This is a genomic window from Blastococcus sp. SYSU D00820 (genome assembly GCF_054050695.1).
Genome location: NZ_JBJGZW010000003.1, coordinates 142436 through 162529 on the forward strand (window position 1 = coordinate 142436; position 20094 = coordinate 162529).

Annotated in this window: 15 protein-coding genes; 13 read left to right on the forward strand and 2 right to left on the reverse strand. The window is 75.2% G+C overall.

Features of this window, described 5'->3' with window-relative positions; all coding sequences use genetic code 11:
* The first annotated feature begins 35 nt into the window (after positions 1–35).
* The 3 genes from ACI79R_RS06135 to ACI79R_RS06145 are packed head-to-tail and all read left to right on the forward strand — an operon-like array spanning position 36 to position 3792.
* The gene (locus tag ACI79R_RS06135) at positions 36–1148 is read left to right on the forward strand and encodes a sugar ABC transporter substrate-binding protein (RefSeq protein WP_456572697.1); all 1113 of its coding nucleotides are present in this window, start codon (positions 36–38) and stop codon (positions 1146–1148) included.
* Positions 1145–2698, forward strand: a complete 1554-nt coding sequence (locus tag ACI79R_RS06140) for a sugar ABC transporter ATP-binding protein (RefSeq protein WP_456572698.1) — start codon at positions 1145–1147, stop codon at positions 2696–2698. Before ACI79R_RS06135 ends, ACI79R_RS06140 begins: the two co-directional genes overlap by 4 nt.
* Positions 2698–3792: an ABC transporter permease gene (locus tag ACI79R_RS06145; protein WP_456572699.1), complete on the forward strand. Its 1095-nt coding sequence runs from the start codon at positions 2698–2700 to the stop codon at positions 3790–3792. The genes ACI79R_RS06140 and ACI79R_RS06145 overlap by 1 nt, the downstream gene beginning before the upstream one ends.
* Before the next feature lie 8 nt (positions 3793–3800).
* Here the strand turns inward: ACI79R_RS06145 and ACI79R_RS06150 are convergent, their stop codons facing one another.
* Positions 3801–4553, reverse strand: coding sequence for a hypothetical protein (locus tag ACI79R_RS06150; protein WP_456572700.1), 753 nt, complete (start codon positions 4551–4553; stop codon positions 3801–3803).
* A 128-nt stretch (positions 4554–4681) separates the two neighbouring features.
* On the opposite strand from ACI79R_RS06150, the gene ACI79R_RS06155 reads away from it, so the two are divergent.
* A complete protein-coding gene (locus ACI79R_RS06155) occupies positions 4682–4891 on the forward strand; it encodes a dodecin (protein WP_456572701.1) in 210 nt (69 codons plus the stop codon).
* 196 nt (positions 4892–5087) lie between these two features.
* Here ACI79R_RS06155 and ACI79R_RS06160 read toward each other — a convergent pair whose 3' ends face one another.
* Positions 5088–7910: a family 78 glycoside hydrolase catalytic domain gene (locus ACI79R_RS06160; protein ID WP_456572702.1), complete on the reverse strand. Its 2823-nt coding sequence runs from the start codon at positions 7908–7910 to the stop codon at positions 5088–5090.
* A 165-nt stretch (positions 7911–8075) separates the two neighbouring features.
* Here ACI79R_RS06160 and ACI79R_RS06165 point away from each other — a divergent pair, with 165 nt between their 5' ends.
* From ACI79R_RS06165 to ACI79R_RS06205, 9 genes are all read left to right on the forward strand, one after another.
* The gene (locus tag ACI79R_RS06165) at positions 8076–9338 is read left to right on the forward strand and encodes an ROK family protein (protein WP_456572703.1); all 1263 of its coding nucleotides are present in this window, start codon (positions 8076–8078) and stop codon (positions 9336–9338) included.
* A gap of 157 nt (positions 9339–9495) precedes the next feature.
* Entirely contained in the window at positions 9496–11031 is a 1536-nt protein-coding gene (locus ACI79R_RS06170; protein ID WP_456572704.1) for an ABC transporter substrate-binding protein, read from the forward strand.
* A gap of 222 nt (positions 11032–11253) precedes the next feature.
* Entirely contained in the window at positions 11254–12195 is a 942-nt protein-coding gene (locus ACI79R_RS06175) for an ABC transporter permease (protein ID WP_456572705.1), read from the forward strand.
* Entirely contained in the window at positions 12192–14081 is a 1890-nt protein-coding gene (locus ACI79R_RS06180) for a dipeptide/oligopeptide/nickel ABC transporter permease/ATP-binding protein (RefSeq protein ID WP_456572706.1), read from the forward strand. Before ACI79R_RS06175 ends, ACI79R_RS06180 begins: the two co-directional genes overlap by 4 nt.
* Positions 14078–14965 carry an ATP-binding cassette domain-containing protein gene (locus ACI79R_RS06185; RefSeq protein WP_456572707.1) on the forward strand — a complete coding sequence of 296 codons (888 nt, stop codon included), beginning with the start codon at positions 14078–14080 and terminating at the stop codon, positions 14963–14965. Before ACI79R_RS06180 ends, ACI79R_RS06185 begins: the two co-directional genes overlap by 4 nt.
* Before the next feature lie 119 nt (positions 14966–15084).
* A complete protein-coding gene (locus ACI79R_RS06190) occupies positions 15085–16161 on the forward strand; it encodes a Gfo/Idh/MocA family protein (protein ID WP_456572708.1) in 1077 nt (358 codons plus the stop codon).
* Positions 16162–16216: 55 nt separating this feature from the next.
* Positions 16217–17782 carry a GMC oxidoreductase gene (locus ACI79R_RS06195; RefSeq protein WP_456572709.1) on the forward strand — a complete coding sequence of 522 codons (1566 nt, stop codon included), beginning with the start codon at positions 16217–16219 and terminating at the stop codon, positions 17780–17782.
* A 3-nt stretch (positions 17783–17785) separates the two neighbouring features.
* The gene (locus ACI79R_RS06200) at positions 17786–19087 is read left to right on the forward strand and encodes a C-glycoside deglycosidase beta subunit domain-containing protein (protein ID WP_456572710.1); all 1302 of its coding nucleotides are present in this window, start codon (positions 17786–17788) and stop codon (positions 19085–19087) included.
* Positions 19084–20094: a sugar phosphate isomerase/epimerase family protein gene (locus ACI79R_RS06205; RefSeq protein ID WP_456572711.1), complete on the forward strand. Its 1011-nt coding sequence runs from the start codon at positions 19084–19086 to the stop codon at positions 20092–20094. Before ACI79R_RS06200 ends, ACI79R_RS06205 begins: the two co-directional genes overlap by 4 nt.

The window sequence follows — 20094 nt, forward strand, 5'->3', positions numbered from 1 at the left end:
GGCGCCCGGACCGCCACGACACCTGGAGGACTCCCATGGGACGGACACACCTGGCCGCCGGCCTGGTCGGCGCTCTCGCGCTCGCACTGACCGGCTGCGGCGGCGACGGGGGATCGGGTTCGTCGGGCGGCGGCGCCAACGCCGACGTCGACGCCGCCCGGCAGCTGATCGCCGACTACGTCGACGCGCCGAGCGCCTTCCCGGTCTCGACTCCGCTCGAGGCGTCCCCGGCCGGCAAGCGGATCGCCTACATGGACTGCGGCACGCCGATCTGCGGTCTCTTCTACGACCTCGCCCAGGCGCCGACGGCCGAGCTCGGGATGGAGCTGACCCGCATCGACACCGGCCTCAACGCCGACACCGTGGCCACCGCCTTCGACACCGTGGTGGCCGGCGACTACGACGGCGTGTTCGTCCCGGCCATCCCGGCGCAGCTGTGGGAGTCCGGCCTGGACGCGCTGACCGACGCCGGCATCCCGGTCGTCACCAGCGGCATGGTCGGCGGCGACGCCGACCGCATCCCGGTCCGCCAGGCCTCCGAGGTCGCCCAGCAGCTCGCCGGCCAGCTCCTGGCCGCCTACGTCGTCGCGGAGAACGGGGACGAGACCGACGTCGTCTTCTACACGACCCCCGAGCTGCAGCTGACCACCGTCATCTACGAGGCCTTCGAGGCCGAGCTGGCCGAGCTGTGCGACGGGTGCGCGGTGCGCTCGGCGGAGATCCCGGCCGCGTCCTTCGGCACCCGCTCCTCCAGCCTCGTGGTGGACGACCTGCAGGCGCACCCCTCCACGCGGACGGCGGTCTTCGCCGTCGGCGAGCAGGCCGCGGGTCTCCCGGCGGCCCTCGAGACCGCCGGGCTCGAGGTGCAGACGATCGCGAACGGTCCCGACCCGGCCACCCTCGAGCAGATCCAGAACGGCGACATGGCCGCCGCGCTCGGCCTGGACCTGCCGGTCGTCGCCTGGACGGTCGTCGACTCCCTGGCCCGGCTGGTGACCGGTCAGGAGGTCGACCCGGGTGCGGCCGCCGACCAGCCGCCCATGCAGTTCCTCACCGCGGACAACCTCCCCGACGACATCTCGCACGGGTGGACCGGCTACCCGGACTTCCCCGAGCGCTTCGGGACCCTGTGGGCGGCCGCCGCATGACGTCCGGCCCCGCCGCCGCCCCCGGGACGCCCGTCCCGGGGGCGGCGGCCCCCGTCCTCCTCGACATCCGGCAGCTGAGCAAGACCTTCCCCGGCGTCCGGGCGCTCGACGGGGTCGACCTGACCCTGCGGGCGGGCGAGGTGCTCGCCCTGGTGGGTCACAACGGCTCGGGCAAGTCGACGCTGGTGAAGGTCCTGGCCGGATTGCACCGCCCGGACCCGGGAGCCCGGATCGAGGTCTCCGGTGGGCTGCACTTCATCCACCAGGACCTGGGGCTGGTGCCCCTGCTGGACACGGTCGAGAACCTCGACCTCGGGCAGCGCCGCGGCCTCGTGCGCGGGCTGGTGCCGACCCGGGGCCGGGAGCGCGCCCAGGCCGAGGCACTGGTCCGGCGGTTCGGCGGCACCTTCGACGTGGGGCTGCCCATCGCCGCCCTGACCCCGGCCGAGCGGACCATCGTCGCGATCGCCCGGGCCACGGCCCGGTGGTCGGACGGGCGCAACGTGCTCGTCCTGGACGAGCCGACGGCCGCGCTGCACGGGGACGAGGTCGACCGGCTCAAGGACGTCGTGAGGCAGCTGGCCGCCGAGGGGACCGGGATCCTCTACATCTCCCACCGGCTCGACGAGGTGGTCGAACTGGCCGACCGCGCCGTCGTCCTGCGCGACGGCCGGGTGGTGGCCGACGCCCGCCGCGGGGAGTTCGACCACGGCTCGCTCGTCGCGGCGATCACCGGGGACACCGGGAGCGTGGCGCCCCGGACCCCCCGGACCGGCCGGCCCTCCGACGACGGAGCGCTGCTGGAGGTCCGCGGCCTGCGCACCGAGCGCATCCACGGACTGGACATGGCCGTCCGGCCCGGCGAGATCGTGGGCGTGAGCGGTCTGGTCGGCTCGGGGATGGAGCAGCTGCTGGGCACGCTGTTCGGCGCCCGCGGGCGCAGCGGCGGCTCGGTGCGCGTGGCCGGGCGGGAGCTGGCGCCCGCCGCGCCCGCCGCCGCCATCGCGGCGGGGCTGGCCTACATCCCCGCCGACCGGCGGGCGCACGGCGCGGTGCTCACCATGAACGCCCGGGAGAACCTGACGCTGAGCGACCTGCGCAGCCTGCGCGGCAGGGGCGGCCGGCTGGACCGGCGCCGGGAGCGGCGCGAGGTACACGAGGCGATGACGGCCGTGGCCGTGCGCCCGCTGCAGCCGGAGCGCGACTTCGCCCTGTTCAGCGGCGGGAACCAGCAGAAGATCGTCATCGCGAAGTGGCTCCGGACCCGTCCGTCGGTGCTCCTCGTCGACGAGCCCACCCAGGGCGTCGACGTGGGAGCCCAGGCCGGCATCCACGACCTCGTGCGGGAGGCCGCCCGGGCCGGGACGGCGGTCGTGGTCGCGTCCTCCGACGCCAAGGAACTGGTCGGCCTGTGCGACCGCGTGCTCGTCCTGCGGGACGGCCGGTTCGCCGCCGAGCTCGCCGGCGCCGACCTGGACGAGTCGCGGCTGCTGCGCGCCACCCTCTCCGCCCGTCCCGAAGCGAACGACCACCTCCCCGAGGAAGAGTGATGACGGAGCAGACCCTCTCCGAAGCCCCCACGGCGGCCGACGCGACCGCCGCGGGGAGCCCGGCACCCCGCCGGCCCCGCACCGCGGGATCCCCGCTGCTGCGCTGGCTGGACCCGCGCCGGATCAGCGCGGTCTACGTGTTCCTGCTGCTGTTCGCGGTGTTCAGCCTGTGGATCCCGGACCTGTTCCTGACCGAGACGACCTGGCGCACGCTGCTCAACAACCAGGCGGTCACCGCCCTGACCGCGCTGGCGCTGGTGCTGCCCCTGGCCGCCGGCGTCTTCAACCTGGCCGTGGGCGCCCAGGTCGGGGCCGCCTCGATCCTGATCGCGTGGCTGCTCGTCGACGCGGGCATGCCGGTGGTCCCGGCGATCGTCCTCTGCCTGCTGTCCGGGGTCGTGATCGGCCTGGCCACCGCGCTGCTCGTGGTGCGCGCGCGGATCGACTCCTTCATCGCCACCCTGGGCGTGAGCTCGCTGCTCGCCGCCTTCATCACGGCCATCTCCGGCGGCCAGCAGATCCTCGGCGTGCCCGAGGAGTTCGCCGCCTTCGGCCGGGGCCGGCTGTTCGGCATCACCTACCCCGTCTACGCGGTCCTCGTCGTGGCGCTCGTCCTCTGGTACGTGCTCGAGCGGACCCCGGCCGGGCGCCGGGTGTACGGGACCGGCGGCAACATCGAGGCCGCCCGGCTCGCCGGCGTGCGGACGTCGAGGGTCGTCGTCGGCTCCCTGGTGGCCTGTGGCCTGGTCGCGGCCCTCGCCGGCATGTCGGTCACCGCGACCCTCGCCAACGCCGACCCCACGATCGGCCCGGGCTACCTGCTCCCGGCGTTCACCGCCGCCTTCCTCGGCTCCACCCAGTTCCGCGGTGGCCGGTTCAACGTGTGGGGGACGGTGCTGGCCGTGTACGTGCTCGCGACGGGCGTGAAGGGGCTGCAGCTGGCCGGCGCTCCGGTGTGGATCCCCGACGCCTTCAACGGCGCGGCCCTGCTGCTCGCCGTCGGCCTGGCCAAGATGCAGGGCAACAAGGGCCGCACGTCGGCGATCGCCCGGCTGCTGCGGCGCCGGCACGCCGAGGCCGACACCGCTCCCTGACCGCCGGCTCACCCGCCCTTGCGGCGGGCGAGCACCAGGCCGTCGACCTGCGCGGCCCCGGCCGCCAGGAGGGCGCGGGCCATCTCGCGCAGCGAATAACCCTCGGAGTAGACGTCGTCGAAGACCAGCACCCGGCGGCCGGCCACGCGGCCGGGGTCGGGCACCGACAGGAGGTCGCGCAGCTCGCCCTCGGCGATCTCCCGGCGGGCCTCCGGGCCGATCCCGAGGAAGCGGCCGGTCGGCCCGGCCTTGGCGATCAGCCCGGGGGCGAAGGGCCACTGCGGCCCGGCGGCCTGCGCCGCCTGCACGACCAGCGTGAGGTAGTCCCAGAGCCGCTGGGCCCGCGGGCCGACGTAGATGGCGCCGGTGGTGATCAGGTCGTAGCCGGCCATCTCCTCGCGGTGCGCGTCGAGGTAGCCGACCAGGAGCCGGCCCAGCACCCCCGCCCAGGAGCGGTCCTCGCCGTACTTGTAGCTCCAGACCGCCGACCACATCTCCTCCGACCGCTCGGTCACCGTGTGGATGCGGGTGAAGAACCGGTCGTCGAGACGGCAGACGGTGTTGGGGCAGCGCCCGGTCGCGTCCTGGGGCTGCCGGCAGGTGGCGCAGCGGGCGCCGCCGTGCACCCCGTCGTGGTCGCCGGCCGGCCCGGTGACGCACGCGAAGCACAGCGCCGGCGTCCCGGTGCTCCGGTAGGGGCAGCGCGGACAGGCGGCGAAGCCGGCCGGGCGCGGCCGCAGGTCCTGGACGTCGACGGGCACCGGGCATCCCCCTCCCGCGCCTGTGCTCGGCGCGTGACCGTCCCCGTGGAGGGGCAGGGTAGGGCGCCGGGGCCGGTCGCGGGAGCCGTCCGGTCCCCCCGGCACCGGCCCACCTCGAGGAGGAACCCGTGAGCAACCACGTCTACCGGCTCAGCGAGATCGTCGGCAGCAGCCCGACCAGCGTCGACGACGCCATCCGGACGGCGATCCGCAAGGCGTCGGAGACCGTCCGCCACCTGGAGTGGTTCGAGGTGCAGTCGGTGCGCGGCCAGGTGGCCGACGGGGACGTGGCGCACGTCCAGGTCACGCTCAAGATCGGCTTCCGCGTGGAGGACTGAGCCCCGCGACCGATCGCCGGCCCCGGGATGCGGGCGCCGGCGATCGGGCGCACCCTGGAGGTGCGCGGGCCATGTCCCCGCCGGGTGGAGGGGGACTCCCCGGTGGGGCCCCGGGCCAGGTTCCGAGATCTCACTCCCTGGCCCGGTGCCAGGACTCCGGTGGCACGCAACCGGATGCCGCAGACCCGGACGGCGGTCAGCCCGCCCGCTGGGCCGCCAGCTCGCCGAGCGCCGCCTCCACGGCGGCCAGACCGCGCGGATCGGCGAAGAGCAGCGCCGTCCGCAGCGTCGAGCCGGCCTCGTAGCGCAGCCCCCCGTCGAACGCCCGGGCCCGGCCGGGGTCGTGCTCGGCGAGGACGGCGCGCACCCGGGCCAGCGCCTCGGGGTCGTCGGCCAGCTCGGCCAGGTCGGTGTCCAGCCCGGCGAGCGCGGCCGTCCGCCGCTCCGCCGTCCAGGGGACGCTCCAGGTGTGCTCACCGGGGCCGGCGTCGGCCGTCGAGCCGTCGGGGAGCACCACCTCGGCCGTGGTCCCCGGCGGGACGACGGCGGTCACGGTCACCCGCCCGCCGGTCAGCGACCAGCCGGCCGCCGCCGGGCCGTACGGGGTGCGCAGCTCGCTGCGCGCCGACGTCAGCCCGTCGAGCACCGTCGGGGCGATCCGCAGCCGCCGGTAGCCCGGGGCGGCCGGCCCCAGGCCGGCCAGCCCGCGGTGCAGCCAGTCGGCCACGGCGCCGAAGGCGTAGTGGTTGAACGAGGTCATCTCGTGCGGGTTGACCGACCCGTCGGGCAGCAGCGCGTCCCAGCGCTCCCAGACCGTCGTCGCGCCCACGGTGACCGGGTACAGCCACGACGGCGCCTCGGTCTGCAGGAGCAGGCGGCCCGCGGCGTACCGCTGCCCGGTCGCGCAGAGCGCGTCCATGACCAGGGGCGTCCCGACGAAGCCGGTGCCGATGCGGTAGCCGTCCTCCCGCACGATCTCGGCCAGCCGCGCCCCCATCGCCGCCCGCAAATCCGGGTCGGTGGCCAGCCCGAACACCAGCGCCAGGGCGTAGGTGGTCGGGCCCTCGGAGACCATCCGGCCGCGCGGGGTCACGTAGGTGGCGAGGAACGCGGTCCGGGTGCGCTCGGCGAGCTCCGCGTACCGCTGCGCGTCGGAGTCGTGCCCCAGCAGCGCGGCGGTGCGGGCCACCACGTCCAGCGAGCGGAACAGGTACGCCGCCGCGACGAGGTTCGGATGCGTGCGCCCCTCCCGGGGCCGGTCCGCGGGCGCCCGCGGGTCCAGCCAGTCGCCGAGCTGGTAGCCGCGGGTCCACAGCCCGTCGTCGTCGGCGACGGCCAGCTCGGCCTCCACCCACGCCCGCATGCCGGCGTACTGGCGGGCCAGCAGATCGCGGTCGCCGAACCGCTCGTACAGCGTCCAGGGGACGACGGTCGTCGCGTCGCCCCAGGCGGCGACCACGCCGCCGGCGTCCTCCGCCATCGCCGTCGGCACGATGATCGGCGTGACGCCGCCATGGCGCTCCTGCTCCAGGGACAGGTCGGCCAGCCACGAGGCGAGGAAGGCGTCGCAGTCGGCCAGGGTGGCCGCCGCGCCGGAGAACACCTGCAGGTCACCGGTCCAGCCCAGCCGCTCGTCGCGCTGCGGGCAGTCGGTGGGGATGGACAGGAAGTTGCCGCGCATGCTCCACACGACGTTCTCGTGCAGCCGGTCCAGCAGGTGTGAGGAGCTCGTGAACACCGCGGTCGGCGCCAGGTCCGAGGCGCAGACCACGGCCGTGACGTCGGCGGGGTCGAGCTCCCCGGGCCAGTCGTCGACCTGCAGGTAGCGGAACCCGTGGAAGGTGAACCGCGGCTCCCAGACCTCCTCGCCCTCCCCGGCCAGGGTGTACCGGTCGACCGAGACGGCCTCGCGCAGCTGGCGGGTCGCGAGCTCGCCGTCCTCCAGCACCTCCGCGTGCCGCAGGGTCACGGTGGTCCCGCGGGGCCCGCGCACGCGGATGCGCACCCGGCCGACCAGGTTCTGCCCGAGGTCGACCACGGTCGCGCCGGAGGGCGACGTGCCCACGGCCACCGGCGCGACCTCGAGGACCCGCCGGACCGGCTCGGCGGCCGCGGGGGAGAGGGCGATCGGGGCGACCTCCGGCATCGCGACCGGCGCCCAGCCCTCCGTCGTCCCCTCCGGGGTGGACCAGGCGGGGTCGTGCCGGCGCGCGTCGTACTCCTCCCCGGCGTAGATGCCGCTGGCCCGCAGCGGGCCGGCCGTGCTGCCCGCCCAGCCGGGGCCGGTCGCCACCGTCTCCCGCGTGCCGTCGGCGTAGGTGATCTCGACCTGGGCGAGGAGCGCGGCCGGGCCCTCGTAGGCGCGGGTCGCGCGGCCGAAGAAGCCGTAGCGCTCGGTGAACCAGGCACCGGCGAGCCAGGCGCCGACGGTGTTGGCGCCCTCGCGCACCAGGCCGGTGACGTCGTAGGTGCTGACGAGCACCCGGTCGCGGTAGCTGGTCCACCCCGGCGCGAGCACCTCGTCGCCGATCCGCACGCCGTTGAGCTCCACCTCGTACGCGCCGAGCGCGGTGACGTGCAGCCGGGCCCTCACCGGCACGCCGCGGGCGGCGAAGCCGGTGCGCAGCTGTCCCGGCTGGTCCTCGGCGGCGCCGGGCAGCGCGATCCACCGGGCCGTCCAGTCCGCCGGGTCCAGCAGCGGCGCCTCGATCTCGATCCGCTGCGGTCGCGACCGCGTGCCGTCGGTGCCCGTGGTGGTGACCTCGACGGCCACCCGCTCCCGCGAGCGCAGCGGCGCTGCCGGCCACGGGACGCCGACCGACTCCCCGCCGGGCAGCTCGACGACCTCCCGCGCGCCGCCGCGGTCCAGCCGGGTGACGGTGACCGTGGCCGCGGCCTGCTGCCAGCCCGGGGCGGACGTCTCGGTGCGCCAGGACAGCACCGGCGTGGCCGTGTCGGTCCACGGCACGCCGTCGCGGCGGCGGCCGGCGCGCAGGTCGGCGACGGTGCTGGTGGTCATCGGGGGCTCCCGTCTCGGGCCGGTCAGCGGGTCGGCGTCGGCCTCCCGGCGGGCGAGGCCGCAGGATGACCCTGGCGCGCAGTTCCCTCACCGCCGCGCACACCGTACTTTGGTTCCGACGGAGCATATGCCGTCGGTCACGTCGTCGTTCGGAGGTCGTCCCCCGTGAGCAGCTCGTCGCCCTCACCGCAGGAGGCCTACATCCACGGCCGGCTGATCAACCTCGTGCGCACCGGCCAGGCGGTCACCCGCCCGGCGCTGGAGCAGGAGACGGGCCTGGGGCGCAAGGTGGTCGCCCAGCGCGTGCAGCAGGCGATCGACGTCGGCCTGCTCGAGGACGGCGACCTGGCGCCCTCCGGCGGCGGCCGGCCGTCCCGCCTGCTGCGCTTCCGCGCCGACGCGGGACACGTCTACGCCGGCATGGTCGGCGCCACCGAGATGACCGCCGCGGTCGCCACCCTCGACGGCACGCTGCTGGCCTCGCTGCACGAGGACTGGGACGCCGCGGGCCGTCCGGAGGAGACCCTCCAGCTGCTCGACGGGCTGTTCACCCGGCTGGCCCGCAAGACCCGGACCGAGCCGTGGGCCTTCGGCATCGGGGTGGCCGGCCCGGTCGACTTCGCCACCGGCCGCCTGGTCGACCCGCCGATCATGCCGGGCTGGGACGGCTACAGCGTCCGCTCCTGGTTCCGCGAGCGCTACGACGCGCCGGTCTGGGTGGACAACGACGTCAACCTCATGGCCCTGGGCGAGTGGCACCGCGGCACGCCCCGCGACGGCCGCGACCTGCTGTACATCCTGGTCGACGAGGGGGTCGGCGCCGCCCTGGTCTCGCGCGGCGCGGTGTTCCGCGGGGACAGCGGCTCCGCGGGGGACATCGGCCACATCCAGGTCACCGACGACCCGGCGGTGGTCTGCCGCTGCGGCCAGACCGGCTGCCTGGAGGCGGTGACCGGGGGGTGGGGGCTGGTCCGCCGGTTGACCGCGCGGGCCGCCGAGAGCCCGCACCTGTCGGCGCGCCTGGCCGAGAAGGGGCACCTCACCGCCGAGGACGTGGGCCTGGCGGCGCGCGCCGGTGACCCCGTGGCGGCCGAGGCGGTGATCGGCAGCGCGCGCACCGTCGGGCTGACCGTCGCCAACCTCGTGAACTTCGTCAACCCCGGCACCGTGGTGCTCGGCGGCGGCGCGCTGCGCGTCGGCGAGCAGGTCTTCGGGACCTTCGAGGAGACCGTCCGGGGGCGCGCCACCAAGCTCGCCCGGCAGCGGCTGACCGTGCGCCCCGCCTCGCTGGACTTCCACGAGGGCGTCAGCGGAGCGGCGCTGCTGGCCGTGGAGCACCTCTTCGCGCCGGCGTCGGTCGGCCTGTGGATCGAGCAGGGCAGCCCGGTGGGGCACGCGGTGCCGCTCCAGCGCGCCGCCGCGGTGTGAGGGTTGACATATGTGCCGTCGGCACTAAAGTCTTTGGCAGAGGCGTGACCCGCCCCACATGACCCACCGGCGCCCCATCCGGTCGCCCGCTCCCTCCTCTGCCCCGCGGCTCCGCCGCTCCGGGACCACCGCCGGTCCCGACGACTCTGGAGAACCCATGCGAAGGTCCCTCGTCGCGGCTTCGGTCGCCTCCGTCCTCCTCCTCGCCTCCGCCTGCGGCGGCTCGTCCGGCGGGGGCTCCGGCTCCGGCGGCGGCACCGACCGGCTGACGATGGCCGTCATCACCCCGCCGAGCTCCTTCGCCGTCGGCGAGATGGCCCAGAGCGGCCCGGAGGACACCTACTACCAGGCGGTCTACGACACGCTGCTCAGGCTCGACTCCGACGGGCAGCCGGTCGCCAACCTGGTCACCGACTGGTCCTTCGACGAGACGGGCACCCGGCTGAGCCTGACCCTGCGCGACGACGTCACGTTCACCGACGGCACGCCGTTCGACGCCGAGGCGGTCAAGGCCAACCTCGAGTCGGCGCAGACCAGGAGCGGCGAGGCCGGCTCCGCGCTGCGCGCGCTCCAGTCCGTCGAGGTCGTCGACGCCACCCACGCCGACCTGGTGCTCACCCGGCCCGACCCCGGCCTGGTGGCGAGCCTGGCCCGCAGCACCGGCTACATGGCCAGCCCCGCCGCCCTGTCCAGCCCCGACCTCGCCACCGCCCCGGTCGGCTCGGGCCCCTACGTGCTCGACCAGGACGCCTCGACCGCCGGCAGCACCTACGTCTTCACGCGCAACGAGGACTACTGGAACGCCGAGGCCTACCCGTACGACTCGGTCGAGGTGCGCTACCTCGACGACACCACTGCCATCCTCAACGGGCTGCGCTCGGGTGAGATCAACGGCGTCTCGGCCGGCACCAGCGACATCGTGGCCGGCGCGGAGAGCGCCGACCTCAACGTCGTCACCTACACCAACGGCGGCATCGAGGGCGTCTACCTGTGGGACCGCGGCGGCGCCCTCGCCCCCGCGCTCGGCGACGTCCGCGTCCGCCAGGCGATCAACCACGCGATGGACCGCGAGTCGATCGTCGACGTCGTCAAGGGCGGCCTCGGCCAGCCCACCGTGCAGATCTTCACGCCGAACTCGCCGGGCTACGACGAGTCGCTGGAGGGCACCTACGAGTACGACGTCGAGAAGGCCGAGGAGCTCATGGCCGAGGCCGGCTACGCCGACGGCTTCACCATGACCCTGCCGGACTTCTCGCCGGTCTACCCCGACGAGCAGGCGGCGATGACCGAGGCGCTGGCCGCCATCGACATCACCGTCGAGTACGCGCCGATCACCGGCGACCAGGTCGTGGGCAGCATCATCGGTGGCCAGTGGCCGGCCAACTTCTTCAACCTGACCGCCGGCTCGCCGTTCGAGATGATCGGGCTGTCCCTGACCGCCCAGTCGCCGTTCAACCCGTTCAAGAGCGCCGACCCCGAGGTCGACCGGCTGGTCGCCGAGGCGGCCACCACCACCGGTGACGAGCAGGCCGCCGCCCTCCAGGAGCTCAACGCCCACCTGGTGGAGCAGGCCTGGTTCGCCCCCTGGGACGCCGCCGAGGGTGCCTTCGCGACCACGACCGACGTCGAGGTCGCGCCCGTGCCCGGGGTGAGCGTGCCCCCGCTGTCGAGCTTCACGCCCGCCGGCAGCTGACCGCCGGCCCGGGGGGGGGGGGGGGGGCGGGCCCGGGGGCGCGGGGGGCGGCGGCCGGCGCGGCGGCCCCCCCCCGCGCGCCCCCCCCCCCCCCCCCCCCCCCCCCCCCCCCCCCCCCCCCCCCCCCCCCCCCCCCCCCCCCCCCCCCCCCCCCCCCCCCCCCCCCCCCCGGGTCCCAGCCTCGAACCTCGCGGCACCGAACCCCGTCCCCGGAGGCCGACCGTGCTCCCGTTCCTGCTCCGCCGGCTCGGCGCCGGCCTCGTCCTGGTCGTCGTCATCGCGACGCTCACCTTCTTCCTCACCAGCCTGACCGGCTCGGACCCGGCCCGGCGGATCCTCGGCCCGACCGCGGACCTCGCCCAGGTCGCGGCCAAGCGGCAGGAGCTGGGGCTGGACCGGCCGGTGCTGGAGCGCTACTGGGACTGGCTGACCGGCGCCTTCCGCGGCGACCTCGGCGTCTCCTGGTTCACCAACCAGCCGGTCGGCCGGTTGGTCGCCGACGCGCTGCCGATCTCGCTGTCGCTGGTCCTCGCCGCGACCCTGCTCACCGCGGTGGTGAGCATCGGGCTGGGCGTGCTCGCCGCGGTGCGCGGTGGCTGGCTGGACGGCCTGCTGCAGGGCATCTCGATCGTGGCCTTCGCGGTGCCGAACTTCCTCGTCGGCCTGGTCCTCTCCCTGTTCTTCGCCGTCGAGCTCGGACTCTTCCCGGCCCTGGGCTACACGCCCTTCGCGGAGGACCCGGGCCTGTGGCTGGCCTCGATCACCCTGCCGGCGCTCGCGCTGGCGATCGGCGCCATCGCCACGGTCGCCACGCAGACCCGCGGCTCGATGATCGACGTGCTCCAGCAGGACTACGTCCGCACGCTGCGCAGCCGCGGCCTGCCCGCGCGCAGCGTGCTGTTCAAGCACGCCCTGCGCAACGCCGCCCCGGCGTCCCTCACCGTGCTGTCCCTGCAGTTCATCGCGCTGATCAGCGGTGCGGTGGTCATCGAGAAGGTGTTCGGCCTCAACGGCCTCGGCGAGCGGGCCACGTCGGCGGCCAGCCAGGGCGACGTGCCGCTGGTCCTCGGGATCGTGGTGGTCGCGGTGCTGCTGGTCGTGGTGGTCAACCTGGTCGTCGACGTCGTCCTCGGCTGGCTCAACCCGAAGGTGCGGATCGCATGAGCGTCCTGTCCGAGAGCGGCCTCGCCGGGGGCCCCACCGACCCGACGCCGGCCGACGCGGTCGCCGTCCGCCCGCGGGCCGGGGCGCTGCGCCGGCTGGCCCGCCGGCCCGTCGCCGTCGTCGCGCTGGCCTGGCTGCTGCTGGTGGCGGTGCTCGCCGTGCTGGCGCCGCTGCTGACCGACGCCAGCCCCACCGCCTCCCAGATCACCAACGCGCTGGCGCCGATGGGCGGGGACAACCCGCTCGGCACCGACGGCGTCGGGCGCGACGTGCTCGCCCAGCTGCTGTACGGCGCCCGGACCAGCCTGGTCGGCGCGCTGATCGTCGTCGCCGTCGCGCTGCTGCTCGGGCTGCCCGCCGGGCTGGTCGCCGGCTACTACCGCGGCCGGTTCGACGCGGTGGCCAGCTGGGTGGCCAACCTGCTCATGGCCCTGCCGGCGATCATCGTGCTGCTGGTGGTGCTGGCCCAGCTCGGCCGCTCCACCGCGCTGGCCATGCTGGTGTTCGGCGTGCTCATCGCGCCCGGGGTGTTCCGGCTCGTGCGGGCCTCGGCCGTGGCCGTCCGCGAGGAGCTCTACGTCGACGCCGCCCGGGTGTCGGGCCTCGGCGACGGCCGGATCCTGCGGCGGCACGTGCTGCCGGTGGTCATCGCGCCGACGGTCATCCAGGTCTCGCAGCTGCTGGGCATCGCCATCGTCATCCAGGCGGGGCTGGAGTTCCTCGGCCTGGGCTCGGCCAACCAGGCCAGCTGGGGCGGCATGCTCAACGACGCCTTCCAGAACATCTACGCCGAGCCGCGGCTGCTGCTGTGGCCGGGCGTGGCGATCGTCCTCACCGTCACCGCCTGCGGCCTGCTGGGCAACGCGCTGCGCGACGTCCTGGGCGTGGGCGTGGCCGGCCGGCCGCGCCGCCGGGCCGCCGTCGTCCCGACCCGGCCGGTGGTGGACGCCGCGCCCGGTGCCGGCGGGGACGGCGCGCGGCCCGGTGCGCTGCTCGACGTCGCCGGCCTGCGCGTGGCCTACCCGCGCCCCGACGGCGGCGAGACCGAGGTCGTCCACGGCATCTCGCTCACCGTCGGCAAGGGCGAGGTGCTCGGCCTGGTCGGGGAGTCCGGCTCCGGCAAGAGCCAGACCGCCTTCGCCGTCCTCGGCCTCCTGCCGCTGCAGGCACGGACCACCGCCGCACGGATGGCCTTCGACGGCACCGACCTGCGCGGCCTGTCCCGCGCCGACATGAACCGGCTGCGCGGCCGGCGGATCGGCTACATCCCCCAGGAGCCGATGAGCAACCTGGACCCGTCGTTCCGCATCGGCAGCCAGCTGACCGAGCCGATGCGCCACCACCTGGGGTTGTCCCGCGCGGAGGCGCGCACCCGGGCCCTGCAGCTGCTCGAGCGGGTCGGCATCGCCGATCCCCAGCGGGTCTTCGACTCCTATCCCCACCAGATCTCCGGGGGCATGGCCCAGCGGGTGCTCATCGCCGGCGCGGTCTCCTGCGACCCGGAGCTGCTGATCGCCGACGAGCCGACGACGGCCCTCGACGTGACCGTGCAGGCGGAGGTGCTCGACCTGATCCGCGAGCTGCAGGCCGAGCGCGAGCTCGGGGTGGTGCTGGTGACCCACGACTTCGGCGTGGTCGCCGACCTGTGCGACACCGTCGCGGTGATGCAGTCCGGCCGGATCGTCGAGACCGCCCCCGCGGCGCGGCTGTTCGAGGCCCCGGAGCACGAGTACACGCGGATGCTGCTGGCCTCGACGCTCGAGGACAGCCCGCCGCGCGCGGCGCTGACCGTCGCCGACCTGCAGCCCGACGACGTGCCGCCGCCGGACGGGATGCCGGCCGCGGTCCAGCCCCTGCCCCTGCCCTCCGCCGGAGGTCCGCGATGACCCGCTCGTCCGTCCTGCCCCAGCCGGCCGTGCCGGCGGGCGGGGAGCCGCTGCTGGCCCTCGACCGCGTGGCCGTCGCCTATCCGCAGAAGGGGCTGCGCCGCCCGCCGATCCAGGTGCTGCACGGCGTCAGCCTCGACGTGGGCGCCGGTGAGACCGTCGGCCTGGTCGGCGAGTCCGGCTCGGGGAAGACCACCCTGGGCCGGGCGGTGCTCGGCCTGGCCCCGGTCACCGGCGGCGAGATCCGCTTCGGCGGCCGGGTCATCAGCGGCCTCGGCAAGCGGGAGCGCCGGGCCCTGGCCGCCGACGTCCAGGTCGTCTTCCAGGACCCGTACACCTCGCTGAACCCGGCGATGACCGTCGAGGACATCCTCGGCGAGCCGCTGCTGGTGGCCGGGGCCTCGCGCGCCGACGCCCGGCAGCGGGTCCGCGACCTGCTCGACCAGGTGCACCTGCCCGCCGACGCCGGGCAGCGGCTGCCGCGGGAGTTCTCCGGCGGGCAGCGCCAGCGCGTGGCGATCGCCCGGGCGCTGTGCCGCGACCCCCGGCTGGTCATCTGCGACGAGCCGGTGAGCGCGCTCGACCTGTCCACCCAGGCCCGGGTCCTCGACCTGCTCATCGAGATCCAGGAGCGGACGGGCGTGGCCTACCTGTTCATCACCCACGACCTGTCGGTCGTCCGGCACATCAGCCACCGCGTGGCGGTCATGTACCGCGGGGAGCTGGTGGAGACCGGGGACGCCGCCACGGTGACCCGGACGCCGCAGCACCCCTACACCGAGCGGCTGCTGCTGGCCGCGCCCGTCCCGGACCCCCGGCGGCAGGCCGAGCGGCGGGCCGAGCGCCACCGCCGCGCGGCCGCGACGGCGACCGCCCCGGGCTGACCGGCACCTTCCCACCGGCGCACCGGCGCGCCACCCCCGCCCAGGCGGACGGCCCGAGGCCGTCCGCACGCCCCGCCCTGCCCGCAGGCAGGACCAGCACCGCAGAGGAGGACCGATCCGTGTCCGATCGCGTCCGCGCCGGCATCGTCGGCGTCGGCTTCATGGGGACCGTGCACGCCCGCGCCGTGCGCCGCAGCGGGGGAGTGGTCACCCGCGTCGCCGGCTCCACCCCGGAGTCCGGCCGCGCCGGCCGCGAGCGGCTCGGCGCCGAGGCGGCCAGCGACACCGCCGCGGAGCTGGTCGCCGCCGACGACGTCGACGTCGTGCACGTGTGCACCCCGAACGCCTCGCACGCCGGCGTGGTCCGGGCGGCACTGGCCGCCGGCAAGCACGTGGTCTGCGAGAAGCCGCTGGCCGTCGACGTCGCCGAGGCCGAGGAGCTGCTGGCCCTGGCCGCCGCGGCCGGGGTGACCGCCACCGTGCCCTTCGTCTACCGCTTCTACCCGACCGTGCGCACCGCCCGTGCCCGGGTCGCCGACGGCACCGCCGGCCCCGTCCGGCTGCTGCACGGCTCCTACCTGCAGGACTGGCTGGCCGCCGACAGCGACGACGACTGGCGGGTGGACGCCGCCGCCGGCGGCGCCTCGCGGGCCTTCGCCGACATCGGCGTGCACTGGTGCGACCTCGTCGAGTTCGTCACCGGGCACCGGATCGCGCGGCTGGCCGCGCGCACCGTCGTCGCCGTGCCCGAGCGGGGCGGGCGGCCGGTGACCACCGAGGACGCCGCCGTGGTGCTCTTCGAGACCGACCGGGGCGCCGTCGGCAACCTGACGGTCAGCCAGGTGACCCCGGGCCGGAAGAACCGGCTGTGGTTCTCCGTCGACGGCGCCGCCGAGAGCCTGGTGTTCGACCAGGAGGCCCCCGACTCGCTGTGGATCGGCGGACGCGAGGCCAACCAGCAGCTGCTGCGCGGCGCGGCCGACGACCCGTCCGCCGCGCGCTACTCGGTCGTCCCCGCCGGTCACCCGCAGGGCTACCAGGACTGCTTCGACGCCTTCGTCGCCGACACCTACGCCGCCGTCGGCGGCGCGCCGCCCGACGGGCTGCCCACCTTCGCCGACGGCGTGCGCGCCGCCCGCGTCACCGCCGCCGTCCTCGAGTCCGCCGCCACCGCGCGGTGGGTCCCCGTCGCCTGACCCCCGTCGCCTGACCCCCCGTCGCCCGAGAACCTGGAAGAGACGAGATCGCCCCATGAGCAGGACCTTCCCCGAGCGCGTCGACGTCGCCATCGTCGGCAGCGGGCCGTGCGGAGCGGCCTACGCCCGGATCCTCAGCGAGCGCGCCCCCGGCGCCACCCTCGCCACGTTCGAGGTGGGCCCGCTGCTGGCCGACCCGCCCGGCGTGCACGTGAAGAACATCGTCGACCCCGCCGAGCGGGCCGCCGCCCAGCGGGCGTCGGAGGGCCCGGCCCCGCAGGCCGACGACACCCCGACCGACACGAACGAGAACTACGCCACCGAGGCGCCCCGCCTGGTGCGGCCCGGCACCTTCCTGCTCGCCGAGGGCTACCGGCAGCCGGGTGAGGACGGGCTGCCGGGGGCGGCCATGTCCAGCAACGTCGGCGGGATGGGCGCGCACTGGACCGGCGCCTGCCCCCGGCCCGGCGGCCGCGAGCGGATCGGCTTCCTGCCCGACCTCGACGAGCTGCTGGCCGAGGGGGAGCGGCTGCTCTCGGTGGACGCGCACGCCTTCGACGACGCGCCGTTCGCCGGCGAGGTCCGCAAGCGGCTGGGCGACGCCCTGGACGCCGAGCGGGCCGAGGACCGGCGGGTGGGGCCGATGCCGCTGGCCGTCGTGCGCCAGGACGACGGCCGGGTGACCTGGTCGGGCTCGGACGTCGTCTACGGCGAGGCCACGCGGGCCAATCCGCGGCACACCCTGCTGCCCGAGGCACTGGTCACCGCGGTGCTGGTCGAGGACGGCCGGGTGCGCGGCGTCCGCGTGCGCGACCTCACCGACGGCACCGAGCACGAGGTCGCCGCCCGCTACGTGGTGGTCGCCGCCGACGCCCTGCGCACGCCGCAGCTGCTGTGGGCCTCCGGGATCCGGCCGCGGGCCCTCGGCCGGTGGCTCAACGACCAGCCGCAGACGGTCTACGCCGTCCGGCTGCGCGACGTCGTCCCCGTCGCCGAGGCGGAGGCCGACCCCCGCGAGGAGCCGGAGATCGTGCCGCAGAGCGGGGTCAGCTGGGTGCCCTACACCGACGAGGACCCCTTCCACGGCCAGGTCATGCAGCTGGACGCCTCGCCGGTGCCGCTCGCCGACGACGACGCGCCGACCCCCGGCACGATCGTCGGCCTGGGCTGGTTCTGCGCCAAGGACCTGCAGGAGAGCGACCGGGTCGAGTTCGACGACACCGCGACCGACCCCTACGGCCTGCCGGCCATGCGCATCCACTACCGGCTGACCGAGGCCGACGCCGCCTCGATCGCCGCCGCCCGCGCGGCGGTGCAGCGGGCCGCGGCCGCCCTCGGCGAGCCGCTGGACGACCGCCCGCCGCTGACCTTCCCGCCGGGTGCCTCCCTGCACTACCAGGGCACCGTCCGCATGGGCACCACCGACGACGGCACCTCCGTCTGCGACCCGACCTCGCAGGTCTGGGGCGTCGAGGGCCTGCACGTCGCCGGCAACGGCGTCATCCCGACGCCGATCGCCTGCAACCCCACCCTCACCTCGGTCGCCCTCGCCGTGGGCGGCGCCCGGGCCATCGCGGCCGCACTCACCGCCCCCTCTCCCACCAGTGCCATGGAGGACTGACCGATGTTCGACCGTTCCGTGATCCAGGGCCGCGGCTTCCGCAACGTGGTCGAGGACGGCCGGGTCACCGGCTTCTCCTTCCAGCTCCGCCAGCCCAACTACCGGGGGACCGCCGGCAGCCTGCTCGACGGCATCGAGGTGGTCGTCGACGGGGAGCGCATCCCCGAGCACGTGCCGCTGTGGACCCTGCAGGGGCGCACGCTCACCCTCGACGAGCTGCGCGCCTCCACCGACGTCCGCTGGCAGCTCGACGAGCTCGCGACGATCACCGTGCCACGGCCGGGTGGCCTGTCCACCGGCGTGCACCGGCTGGAGGTCGTCGTCTACCTGCGCCGTCCCTACTTCCCGCCGATGGTGTCGCGCACGACGTTCACCGAGTCGGCCACCGGGGTCATCGTGCCGCCGGCGCCGGAGGGCGGCCTGCGCTTCGGCGTCTCCACCTACAGCTACACCGGCGACATCTACACCCTGATGACGCTGGAGGACGTGCTGGCCGACGTCGCCGACCTCGGCGCCACCGGCATCGAGATCCTCGGCGAGGGCAACGTCCCCGGCTATCCGTCGCCGGACGCCGCCTGGGTGGACCGCTGGCACACCCTCCTCGAGCGGTACGGCCTCACCGCGACCAACTACGGCTCGTGGGTCGACACCGACCTGTGGCGCGACCGCAGCCTGACCGCCGAGGAGGGCGCGGCGCAGATCCGGCAGGACCTGCGGCTGGCGCACCGGCTGGGCTTCACCTCGGTGCGCCCGAAGTTCGGCGTCGTCTCCTGGGACCTCCAGCCGCACCCGATCTGGGAGGAGGCCGTGGAGCGCTCGCTGGACCTGGCTGCCGAGCTCGACGTCGTCATCTGCCCGGAGATCCACGCGCCCACCCCGATCCGGCACCCGGTGACCCAGGGCTACGTGGACTTCATCGAGCGCACCGGCAGCAAGCACTTCAAGCTGCTGATCGACACCGGCATCTTCAACACCGCCCCGGTGCTGGAGCACTCGGAGGAGATCCAGACCGGCGACGACGGCGACGTGCCCGAGCACCTGCGGCCGCTGGCCGTGCCCATGGCCGACCTGGTCGAGGTGCTGCCGCACACCCACTTCATCCAGGCCAAGTTCGCCGAGGTCGACGACGACCTCAACGACCTGCACGTGCCGTGGGGCCGGATCATCCCGACGCTGCAGGACGCCGGCTGGTCGGGCTGGCTGTCCAGCGAGTACGAGGGCCGGCGCGAGCCCTACCGCGGCGCCGACCAGGTGCGCCGCCAGCACGCCCTGCTGCGCTCGCTCGCCGCCGGCGGCGCCCGGTGAGCCGACCGGTCACGCTGTTCACCGGTCAGTGGGCCGATCTGCCGTTCGAGGAGGTGTGCCGGCTGGCGTCGGGCTGGGGCTTCGACGGGCTGGAGATCGCCTGCTGGGGCGACCACCTGGACCCTGACCGGGGTGCGGTGGACGACGCGTACCTGGCGGAGAAGCGGGCGGTGCTGGACCGGTACGGCCTGCAGGTGTTCGCGATCTCCAACCATCTGAAGGGTCAGGCGGTCTGCGACGACCCGATCGATGCCCGGCACCGGGAGATGCTGCCGGACTCGGTGTGGGGCGACGGGGATCCCGAGGGCGTGCGGCGGCGGGCGGCCGAGGAGATGAAGAACACCGCGCGGACGGCGGCGCGGCTGGGCGTGGACACCGTCGTCGGGTTCACCGGCTCGGCGATCTGGAAGTACGTGGCGATGTTCCCGCCGGTCTCCCAGCAGGTGATCGATGCCGGGTACCAGGACTTCGCCGACCGGTGGAATCCGATCCTGGACGTCTTCGACGAGGTGGGCGTGCGGTTCGCCCACGAGGTGCACCCCAGCGAGATCGCCTACGACCACTGGACGACGGTGCGCGCGCTGGAGGCGATCGGGCACCGGGCGGCGTTCGGGCTGAACTGGGACCCCTCGCACATGATGTGGCAGGACCTGGATCCGGTGGGGTTCCTGCTGGACTTCGCCGACCGGATCTACCACGTCGACTGCAAGGACGTGAAGCTGGCCGTGGGCAACGGCCGCAACGGCCGGCTGGGCTCGCACCTGGCCTGGGCCGACGCCCGCCGGGGCTGGGACTTCGTCTCCACCGGGCACGGCGACGTGCCCTGGGAGCGCTGCTTCCGCGCGCTGAACGCGATCGGCTACACCGGCCCGATCTCCATCGAGTGGGAGGACGCCGGCATGGACCGCCTCCTGGGCGCCCCCGACGCCCTGGCCTTCGTCCGCTCCAAGCTGTTCGACGCCCCCACCGCCGCCTTCGACGCCGCCTTCAGCACCCGAGCGGAGTGA